A 9438-nucleotide genomic window follows, 5' to 3' on the forward strand; every position below is an offset into this window, starting at 1 on the left:
CCCTGACAGGTACGCCTTCCTCTGCCTGGTGATGACGGGCATTCCTTTTCGGCTGCTTCGTCGGTTGGCGGGGAGGCCCCCCGGGGCGGCGGGATGTCTGGCGGCGTGTTACCGCCCCGACGGCGACGGCCACGGCGGCGACCATCTGCGTACGGTGGTGTTGAGTCCGCGGCCAACGTCGGCAGGTCTGGCCTTGGCCAGAACCATCAGACACAGATCCAGCAGTAGAGACGATGCCCCCGATCCATCGCCCTGCCCGCCAAGTCGCTCGCCTGATTGAGGAACGCGGCAAGGCCGTCTGGATCGGGAGGCACGGAGAAGACATCTGATGCGGCCCACTTCAGGGCAATGCCCCGCAGCGACGCCCGATCGGCTACGGCGAGCGCATCACGAAGAGCATCCGTGAGCGACAGACACACGAGCTGCCCGTCATCGACCATCGCGACCAGGTGGCCGTGCCGGGGGTCGGCCCGGACTGCTTCGGCTGCCCGGCCTGTGAGGAGCACTTCGGCCGGCAGCAGGTCGAGGGTCGGGTCCATGGCATTGACGTCGAACCCGTCGTAGCCCGCCGCGGTCGGCTCGTCATCATCGCGCACAACGGCCCGGACCGCGTCATCATCGTCAGCGGCGGCGAAGTAGCCGAAGAGAACTCCCATGCCGCGGATCTTGGCATCCCTCACTGAGCCAACCAAGGCTGGGGCTGCCAGCCCGCGCCCTCCGCCCATCAGAACCACCAACCGCACCGGATCGAGCGGGGGACAGCGGGGAATCACGGTGAATGTCGCTGCGTCAGACAAGCCTGCACCCACAGCGTTCGCGCAGGTCAGCACATCAGCGAGGTGCTGATGATCGCAGCTTCCCACGGAGGAGGCGGATTGGGGCGTGACGCGGACCGTATACGTGCCCTTGGCCGCGAGTTGCTGCTCGGACAGCGCGAGGGCGGGCTCACGACCGCCGGCGGTCGCCTTCTGGCCACCGTCGGGGGTACGGGTCCAGGTGCCGGTGACGGGGAGGGGTCCGGAATCGGGGTGGGGGCGGGGGTCGTTCCCGCGGCGCTCGGGGTGGCGGCCTGGGCTGCGGGCATGATGCCTCCGAGAGGCAGCAGGGTGGCGGCGGTGCCTCCCGCGAGCAGGAGGGTACGGCGGGACACGCTCATGGCGGCTCCCTCCGTGCGTGAGCGTCGCGGCGACGTGGCGCAGGTCCCGCAGCGTGATGGGCGGCACGTCGGTCGTCTCGAGGACGCGGCCGAACGGTCCTTGCCCTGTCCACGAGGCATCGGCTCTCCACCAGCTCTTTGCGGTGACTGTCACAAGAGCTACCGTTCTTACATGACAGATATGCCCCAAGAAGTCCGATTGGTGCTCAGTGGTCGCATCACGTTCCAACAGGAGATAAGTGTGGCCCAAGGAGCCCAGGTGATCAGCATGCTGCAGGCCCCGCCGGAGCTGACGCGTCCAGCTCCCGGCCCCGAGCCCCCTGCTCTTCCCCCGGCATCCGCCCCAGAGGCGGAAGAGGCCCATCTCGAGATCCCGGCGCGGGACGAGTCTCACCCACGGCAGTCCGTCGAGGGCCCACGCCAAGCGCTGGAGTTCTCGGGTGCGCGAACCAACCCGGAGAAGATGACTGCCTTCGCCTCGTACCTGCTGCAAGGGGAAGGTCATGAGACCTTTACTCAAAGTGATGTACGGAGACTCTTTCAGCGTGCGCGTGAGCGCATCCCGGCACACTTCACCCGCGACTTCGACAAAGCCGTACAGGTTGGCTGGATTCATGAGGGGGAGGTCAAGGGTGAGTTCTACCTGTCACAGGCAGCCCAGAACGTGATCGAGGATGGCTTCGACGGCCTTCGCGTCAGGCGTGGCGGCAAGCCCGCCATTGCAGGTTCCGCATCGCGAGGGGGTGCGAGGAGAAAGCCGCGCGCTATCCCCGTACCGGAGGCGTTCGCCAGCCTCGACCACATACCGACGACGCTCGATGGGGTCATTCCCTACCACCGAGTCAAGCTGAAGCGGGACAAGCTCTTGTGGGCCCTCAAGCTGGCCAAGCACCTCGGTATCGAAGCCCTCCGGAACACGGAGGCCGCTTGGCTCACCGACAAGCTCGGGGATGGCATACCGACCCGCGACATGACCGGTCATTTCACGGGTCTGCACCGTCAGGGATTCGCCAACCGCTCGATGGGCGACAACGCCATGCGGATCACGGAAACGGGCGAGGAGTACCTCGGGTCGCTTTCTGCGTGAGGGCGTCGGACACCCACCCGTGGCCACGTCTCGGCTGCAACGGTTCGACGACACCTTGGTCTTCGGTGCTGGTTCACGTGCCGGTCGCTCGGGCCGAGCGGAGTTGCGTGCGCAGAGCAGGCGGCCGGGCGCAGTCTTCGGATTCGGCCAGGCCCTCACCCACGGCCAGAAGCGAAAGGAGCCGCACCGGGCGGGCGGTCGTGGCCGCAGCCTCCAGTTTGTGGTGGCCGTCGAGCAGGAAGTGTGTCAGAGCCCAGTGTCGGTAGTGGTCTGTCGGCAGGCCGGAGGCGGGTTCGCAGACGTCCAGCGTGGAGACCGCCACAGCCGTCGGGACCGATCCTCGGCTCATGAGTTCGATGTACTCCTCGAGGCGCTCCCTCGTGTTCCACGTCGGGGGAACCATGGGCACGACGAACTCATAGAGGTGAGCTGACGCGTCGACTGCGGTCTCGAAGGTCCGGTAGTACGGCGTGTGCGGATACTCCGGGAGGCCCCAGAACTGGTCGAGCCCCCACGTGGCCACCTGCTCCCCGCTGAAGTAGTCGCCTTCCTGGCCGGGGAGGACCAGACGGGGCTCCACGCGGAGCAGCAACGGAAGGTAGTCACAACTCCTCCTGTCCGCGCCCTCGTTGCGCGTGTGCCATGTCACAAGGAGCAATAGGGGAATCCCGCACGCCCTTTGCGATGATCAGGCCCGTTTGTCTCTTGCGGCGGCAGCTAGGTTTCACATCGACCACATTCTTTACAGCAGCCTTACATCTGGCGGCTCAGAACCGAACACGGGTGGATGTTGAGACCACAGGGGGATTCGTCCTCTCCTTTCCGGAGAAGGACTGTTTGGCATGGGCGCAGTAGGTATCTGCGCTGGACGGCGGGCGGCCTGGCCGCCGCCGTGTCCGTGACCCTGCTGCAGGGGCCGGCCGCGGCCGCTCCGCAGCAGAAGCCCGCCAAGCCCGAGGCGGCGACCACCGCCGCGGACATCGCGTCCGCGAAGGTCGCGGCGCGGCTGTCGGGCAAGCGGGTGGAGGCACTGTCGGAGCGCACCGAGACCTCCACGACCTGGGTGAACAAGGACGGCAGCCTCACCACGGAGATGTCGGCCGGGCCGGTGCGCTTCGAGCGCGACGGCACCTGGGTCGACGTCGACGTGGAGCTGCGCGAGTCCGGTGACGGCGTGGAGCCGGTGGCGCATCCGCGCGGGCTGCGGCTGGCGGGCCGGACCGGTACGCCCGCGAAGTCGCTGAAGGCCGCACAGCGGTCGAAGGCCGTCGACCTGGTGACGCTGGGCGAGGGCGACGAGCAGATCACGCTGCGCTGGAAGGGCGGACTGCCGGAGCCGAAACTGGACGGGACGCGGGCGGAGTACGTCAACGCCGTGCCCGGCGCGGACGTCGTCGTCGAGGCGACCCGCACCGGCTTCGAGCAGTACGTCGAGATCAAGGAGAAGCCGGCCACCGGCGGGTTCTCCTACACGCTGCCGCTGGAGACCGACGGGCTGAAGGTCGAGCAGCTGAAGGACGGTGGCCTGCAGTTCACCGACGAGAAGAACAAGAAGCGGGCCGTCATGCCCGCGCCGGTGATGTGGGACTCCACCGTCGACAAGCGCTCCGGCGAGCACACCCGCCGGGTGCCGGTGTCGATGAAGGTGGTCGAGAAGGGCGGGGAGGGAGAGGAGGGGTCGGGCGTCGATCTGGTGGTCACGCCTGACCCCGAGTTCCTCGCCGACCCCGCGACCCGGTACCCCGTGACGGTGGACCCGTCGACGTCCTCGCTGTCGAACGTCTTCGACACCTATGTGCAGCAGGGCGAGACGGTCGACTGGTCGTCCGACACCGAGCTGGACTTCGGCAACCCGGGCACCACCAACGCCGACGGGACGCCCCGCACGGCACAGTCCTTCCTCAGCTGGAACACCTCGCCCATCGCCGACGCCCTGGTCACCAGCGCGAAGCTGAGCCTGTGGAACTTCCACTCCGGCAACCAGACGGACTGCGCGGCGCAGTCGTGGGAGGTGTGGTCCGCCGGGGCCGCGTCGACGTCCTCCCGGTGGTCGAACCGCCCCTCGATGACAGCGAAGAAGGCCACCTCCACCGAGACCCGCGGCAACGCCTCGTGCACCTCCCAGCCGGACGGCTGGATCAACGCCGACGTGACCACGCTGGCGCAGGAGTGGGCCTCGGCCAAGGCCACCCGCGGGCACATGGGCGTGCGTGCGACGAGCGAGTCGGCCGTGGCGCAGTGGAAGCGGGTCAACTCCGCGAACGCGGCGGCCAATCCGCCGAAGCTCGTGCTGAACTACAACTTCCGGCCGAAGACGGGCACCCGGCAGGAGGCCGGTCCGCCGTTCTTCTCCTACGGCGGCGCCTACGTGGTGAACACCACCACACCGACGCTGCGCGACACCTTCGTCGACGCCGACGGTGACAAGGTCAACGGCACCTTCCAGATCTTCGACAGCGCCACCGACGCCCAGGTCGGCGAGGTGATCGTCTCGAAGTACGTGGCCTCCGGGTCCGCGGCGTCGGTGACGGTCCCCGCAGGGGTGCTGAGCAACGGCAGGACGTACAAGTTCCGCACCAACCCCTACGACGGGAAGCACTACAACGTCGGCTGGTCGGCGTGGAAGACGTTCACCGTCGACACCTCGGCCCCGTCCGCCCCGGCGCAGATCACGTCCACGGACTATCCGGCAGGGCAGTGGGTCAAGGGCGCCGGACAGGCCGGCACCTTCACCGTCACCCCGCCCGCCGCGGACCACAACTGGCTGGAGTGGTCGCTGGACGGCGTGACCTGGACCAGGGTCGCCACCGGCGGCGCCGGCGCGGCCAAGGGGATATCCGTCACCCCGCCCAAGAACGGCACCCACACCCTCCAGGTGCGGGCCGTCGACAAGGCGGACAACAAGTCCGAGGCCAAGGAGTACACCTTCCACGCCGGTTCCGGCGGCTTCCTCCAGCCGGCCGACGGCGAGCGCACCGCACGCCGGCTGCCGCTGGTCGCCGAGGCCGAGGGCGGCAAGTACGACAAGGTCTCCTTCTCCTGGCGCCGCTCCGAGGCCGACTCCTGGGTGAAGATCCCCGTCGGGGACGTCACCTCCGGCGGCACGGCGCTGACCGCCTGGCCGGTCGGGCTCACGAACGGCAGGAACGCGGCGCTGGTCTGGAACGCCACCGGCACCGTCGACCCCGACGGCACGGTCCAGATCAAGGCCGACTTCACCGGCCCGAACTCCGCCGCCAGCAGCTCCGAACCGCTGACCGTGGTCGTGGACCGCGACGCAGACGGCGCGGCCACCACCGAGACCGGTCCCGGTTCGCTCAACCTGCTCACCGGTGACTACACCCTGTCGGAGACCGACGCGTCGTTCTTCGGCATGGAGGTGACGCGGACCGCCTCCTCACGCAACCCCGAACAGGGCGCGAAACAGGAGGGCCAGGCCGCGATCTTCGGCAAGGAGTGGGTCGCCGGCACCGTCGCGGACGAGACCACCTCCGACTACAGCCACATCCGCAGGATCTCCGACACCGCCGTCGACGTGGTGATGTCCGAGGGTGACGCGGTGCACTTCACCGCCAACGCGGCCAGGACCGGCTGGGTGCCCGAGCCCGGTGCCGAGGCGCTCACCCTCAAGGGGAGTGTCACCGGCTCGTTCACCCTGTCGGACACCGCGGGTTCGGTGACGACGTTCGCCAAGCCCGGCCCGGCGGCCACGACATGGCAGGTCTCCACCGCCCTGATCGACGGTCTGAGCAACACCACCACCAAGGTGGTCTCCGAGACCGTGACCTCGGGTGGCAGGACGCTGTCCCGCCCCAAGCGGATCATCGCCCCCACCTCGGCCGTCACGGCCGCCGCGTGCGAGGCCGATCCGGCCACCAGGGGTTGCCGGGTGCTGGAGTTCGTCTACGCCACCGCCACCACGGCGACCGGCACCGGGACGGACGCCGACTTCGGTGACTTCACCGGCCAGGTCAAGCAGCTCAAGCTGTGGGCCACCGCCCCCGGCGCCACCGCCGCGACCGCGACCGCCGTGGGCACGTACCGGTACGACTCCGCCGGCCGGCTGCGTCAGTTCTGGGACCCGCGGATCGGTCAGCAGGCCGAGACCCAGTACGCCTACGACGAGGGCCGGGTCACCTGGTACCAGCCGTCGGGCGTGCTGCCGTACACCTTCGACTACGGCAACGCCGGCGGTGGTACCGCCCCCGGCGCGGGGATGCTGCTCAGCGTCTCGCGTCCGGCCCTGAAGCAGGGCTCGGCGGACGTCACGGACGGCGAGGCGGTCACCAGTGTCGTGTACGGCGTGCCGCTGACCGGCACCAAGGCACCGCACGCCATGGGCGGCGGTGACGTCTCGAAGTGGGGGCAGCTCGACGCCCCGAGCGACGCCACCGCCGTCTTCCCCGCCGACTCCGTGCCCGCGTCCCACGACGGCGCGAACCTGACCGGCGGCGGATACACCCGCGCCGAGGTGCACTACCTCGACGCCTCGGGCCGTACCGTCAACACGGCGGAGCCCGGCAAGCACATCAGCACCACCGAGTACGACCGGTTCGGCAACACCGTCCGTGAACTGAGCGCGACCAACCGGGCGCTGGCGCTCGGCACGACGGACGCGCAGAAGGACGCGCTGACGGATCTGGGCATCATCTCCCGGCCCTCGGCCGAGCGCGCCCACCTGCTGTCGACGACCTCGCTGTTCAACGAGGCCGGCACCCGGGAGCTGGAGGAGTTCGGTCCGCTGCACCGGGTGGACCTGACCGCGGACCTCAAGGACGGGACCACCGTTCTGGTCAAGGCCGGCACCTCCGTGCCCGCCCGCACCTGGACGGTCAACGAGTACGACGAGGGACGGCCCACCGACGGCACGGCAGGCGTCAAGGACCAGGTCACGCTCAAGATCGTCGGCGCCCGCGTCCGCGACTACTTCTCGGTCATGGGTGAGAAGCAGGTCACCGAGACCCAGTACGACTGGGCCAAGGGCCTTCCGAAGCTGGTCATCCAGGACTCCGGCGGCCTGAACCTGACGACCTCCGCCGCGTACGACGCGCAGGGCCGCATCACCGACGTCGTGCCTCCGGCCGGCACCGGCGACGACGCCGCCACCCGCGTCACCGAGTACTGGGCGGCCGACGGCACCGGCTTCTGCAAGGGCCGTCCCGAGTGGGCCGACCAGGTCTGCTGGAGCGGACCGGCCGGAAAGATCACCGGTGGCGGCAGCCGGCCCGACGAGGTGACCGACTCCACCGTGGAGTACGGCTACTTCGGCCAGCCCACCAAGGTCACCGACACGGCGAACGGCCAGTCGCGCACGACCACCCGGTCGTACGACGACGCGGGCCGCCCGCTGAAGACCACGGTGACCGGCGGTCTCGGCCAGGCGGTCCCGGAGTCCACCGTGGAGTACGACCCGGCGACGGGGGCGATCACCAGGATCACCTCTCCGACGGCGGGCACCATCACCAAGGCGTACGACAAGCTCGGCCGCCTCATGTCGTACACCGACGCCGACGGGGGCCGGACCACCACCGCCTACGACGCGCTGGACCGCGCGGTCAAGGTCAGTGACTCCGTTCCCTCGACCGTCACCTACACCTACGACCACGGCGCCGAACCGCGCGGACTGGTCACCAAGGCCAGCGACTCCGTCGCCGGTGACTTCTCCGCCACGTACGACGCGGACGGTTCCGTCACCTCCGAGAAGCTGCCCGGCGGTTACACCCTGAACGTCACCGAGGACGCCACCGGCGCCCCGACGTCCAGGGCCTACACCCGCGACAGCGACGGCACCACCGTCTACACCGACGTGGTGACCCGCTCCGCCCAGGGACGGACCACCAGCCACTCCGGCTGGTCCGACCAGCGCTACGGCTACGACAGGGCCGGGCGTCTGACCACGGTCGAGGACACCGTCGGCGAGGTGTGCACCAAGCGCACGTACGCCTTCGACAAGCGGTCGAACCGCACCGGTCTGACCACCGCGACGGGCGAGGTCTCGGGCGCCTGCCCCACCTCGGGAGGCACCACCACCACCCACTCCTACGACAGCGCCGACCGGCTCGTCGACTCCGGTTACTCCTACGACGCGTTCGGCCGCACCACCGCCCTGCCGGGCGGCACCGTCGACTACTACGCCAACGACCTCGCCTACCGGCAGACCGCGGGCGGCAAGCGGCAGACCTGGCAACTCGACGCGGCCATGCGCTTCCGCTCCTCCAAGACCGAGACCGGCAGTGGCTCCACCTGGACCCAGACCGGGTCCAAGGTCAACCACTACGGTGACGACAGCGACAACCCCCGCTGGATCGTCGAGGACATCGCGAGCGGAGCCGTCAGCCGCAACGTGGCGTCCGTCTCCGGCAAACTGGCCGCGATCACCGGCAAGACCGGTGGCACGGAGCTGCAGTTCACGACCGTCCACGGCGACGTGGCGCTCCAGCTCCCGCTGGACGTGAGCCAGGCACCCGTGGTCGTCGACACGGACGAGTACGGCAACGTCCGCGAGGGCGGCGGCGCCGACCGCTACGGCTGGCTCGGCGCCGAGCAGCGCTCCGCCGAGACCCCGACCGGTCTCCTCCTCATGGGTGCCCGCCTCTACAACCCCACCACCGGCCGCTTCCTGTCCGTCGACCCCGTCCTGGGCGGCAGCTGCAACAGCTACGAGTACGTCTGCGGCGACCCGGTCAACCTGGTCGACCTCGACGGCAGGATGACGGCGGTCGCCCTGGTCGGCATGGCCGGCCTCGGCGTCAGCGCCGGCACGGTGCTCGCCGTGATCGGTGTGGGCGCGGTGGTCGCGATCATCGGCCTGATCTGGTGGAAGGGCAAGAAGTGGGCCATCAACAAGGTCCGCACCCTCTGGAAGGAGGCCCGCAAGTCCGGGAAGGAAAGGGCGAGCGACGCTCCGAGCTTCGTCAAGGGGAAGAACAGGATCCCTGGAAAGTCGGCGCAGCAGTCGGCGGTGGAATACTTCAAGAAGGCGTTCGGGCGCCCGCCGACCAAACGGGAAATGGGCCCGGGTGGGCCCATCAACAAGGCTAAGAAGTATCTCGACCGCAAGTAGATAGGACACTGGAACGAACTTCGGGGGGTGGGGGGGGGGGGGGGCGCCCGCCCCCCCCCCGGGGGGTGGCTATTTAATTATGTGGGGGTAGGGGGTGGTGGTTATAAATCTAAACAGGGAAGTAGGGACAGT

General features: G+C 69.0%; 4 protein-coding genes. 2 read left to right on the forward strand and 2 right to left on the reverse strand.

The genetic code is table 11. The annotated features are described in order from the left end of the window. Nucleotides 1-206: 206 nt before the first annotated feature. Nucleotides 207-656 (reverse strand): hypothetical protein, encoded by a 450-nt coding sequence (locus ACWD26_RS14135; protein WP_451269653.1) that lies wholly within the window; start codon nt 654-656, stop codon nt 207-209. Nucleotides 657-1415: 759 nt separating this feature from the next. On the opposite strand from ACWD26_RS14135, the gene ACWD26_RS14140 reads away from it, so the two are divergent. After that, a complete protein-coding gene (locus tag ACWD26_RS14140) occupies nt 1416-2243 on the forward strand; it encodes a hypothetical protein (protein WP_451269620.1) in 828 nt (275 codons plus the stop codon). Nucleotides 2244-2316: 73 nt separating this feature from the next. Here the strand turns inward: ACWD26_RS14140 and ACWD26_RS14145 are convergent, their stop codons facing one another. Then, nucleotides 2317-2892 carry a hypothetical protein gene (locus ACWD26_RS14145; RefSeq protein WP_451269622.1) on the reverse strand — a complete coding sequence of 192 codons (576 nt, stop codon included), beginning with the start codon at nt 2890-2892 and terminating at the stop codon, nt 2317-2319. A gap of 243 nt (nt 2893-3135) precedes the next feature. Between ACWD26_RS14145 and ACWD26_RS14150 the strand changes: the two genes are divergently transcribed. Next, complete coding sequence (locus tag ACWD26_RS14150) at nt 3136-9306, forward strand: DNRLRE domain-containing protein (RefSeq protein ID WP_451269624.1); 6171 nt, start codon at nt 3136-3138, stop codon at nt 9304-9306. The last annotated feature ends 132 nt before the right edge of the window (nt 9307-9438 follow it).

The organism is Streptomyces sp. NPDC002787, from assembly GCF_053592095.1.